Annotated in this window: 1 protein-coding gene; it reads right to left on the bottom strand. The window is 67.5% G+C overall.

Annotated elements, in window-relative coordinates:
• Positions 1 to 120: 120 nt before the first annotated feature.
• Positions 121 to 975 (bottom strand): methionyl-tRNA formyltransferase (gene fmt / locus PA598K_RS00745; RefSeq protein WP_128655007.1); only part of this gene is annotated, 855 nt, incomplete at its 5' end.

Raw genomic sequence — 975 nt, 5'->3', positions numbered from 1 at the left:
GCTCCGCCTCCTGCAGCGCCTTGTTCAGCTGCAGATTGCTGTAGGCCTGGCGGCCGGCAATCTTGACCAGCGTATCGAGCGCTAACGAGCGGGCTGTGGCGGACTTGCGGCGTCTGTCCGTCATTGCGGCTCACCGCCCAGACGCGTGCCCGCCGGCAGACGCGCACCCTGCAGCCAGGCTGCGGCGTCCATCGCCCGCTTGCCGGCGGGCTGGATCGTCAGCAGCCGCAGTGCGCCGCTGCCCGTCTGGACGAGCAGAGCATTATCGGCCTTCAGCACCGTACCCGGCTCGACACCGACCGAGCCGCCGTCCGGCTCCGCCTCGCATGCCCAGATCTTGAACACCTCGCCGTCCAGGTACGTGAAAGCTCCCGCCATCGGCGCCAGCCCCCGCACCTGGTTGTACAGCGCCTCAGCCGGGCGGCTCCAGTCGATCCGTTCGTCTTCGCGGCTCAGATTGGGCGCATAGGTCGCTGCCGCATCGTCCTGCGGCGCCGCGACGGCGCTGCCGTCGATGATCGACGGCAGCGTCTGCAGCAGCAGCTCTGCCCCCGCCTCGCTCAGCTTGCCGAACAGATCGCCGGAGGTGTCGGCCTTCTCGATCGGCACCTCGACGCGGCTGATCATATCGCCGGTATCGAGTCCCTCCGCCATATACATGATCGTGACGCCGGTCACCGTCTCGCCGTTGATAATCGCCCGCTGGATGGGCGCACCGCCGCGATATTTAGGCAGCAGCGAGCCGTGTACATTAATACAGCCCAATCGAGGGAGCTGCAGCACCTCCTTGGGCAGGATCTGGCCATACGCGGCCGTGACGATCAGCTCAGGCTGCAGCTCGGCGACCGCCGCGATCGCTTCCGGGCTGCGCATCCGCGCAGGCTGCAGCACCGGCAGTCCACGCGCCAGCGCAGCCTCTTTGACCGGCGGCGGCGTCAGCGTTTTTTTGCGCCCCTTCGGCTTTTCAGGCTGCGT

Source organism: Paenibacillus sp. 598K, from assembly GCF_003851045.1.
Classification (GTDB): Bacteria; Bacillota; Bacilli; order Paenibacillales; family Paenibacillaceae; genus Paenibacillus_D.
The sequence above is the reverse complement of the archived record's forward strand: the minus strand, read 5'-3'. Positions and strand labels throughout refer to the sequence as shown.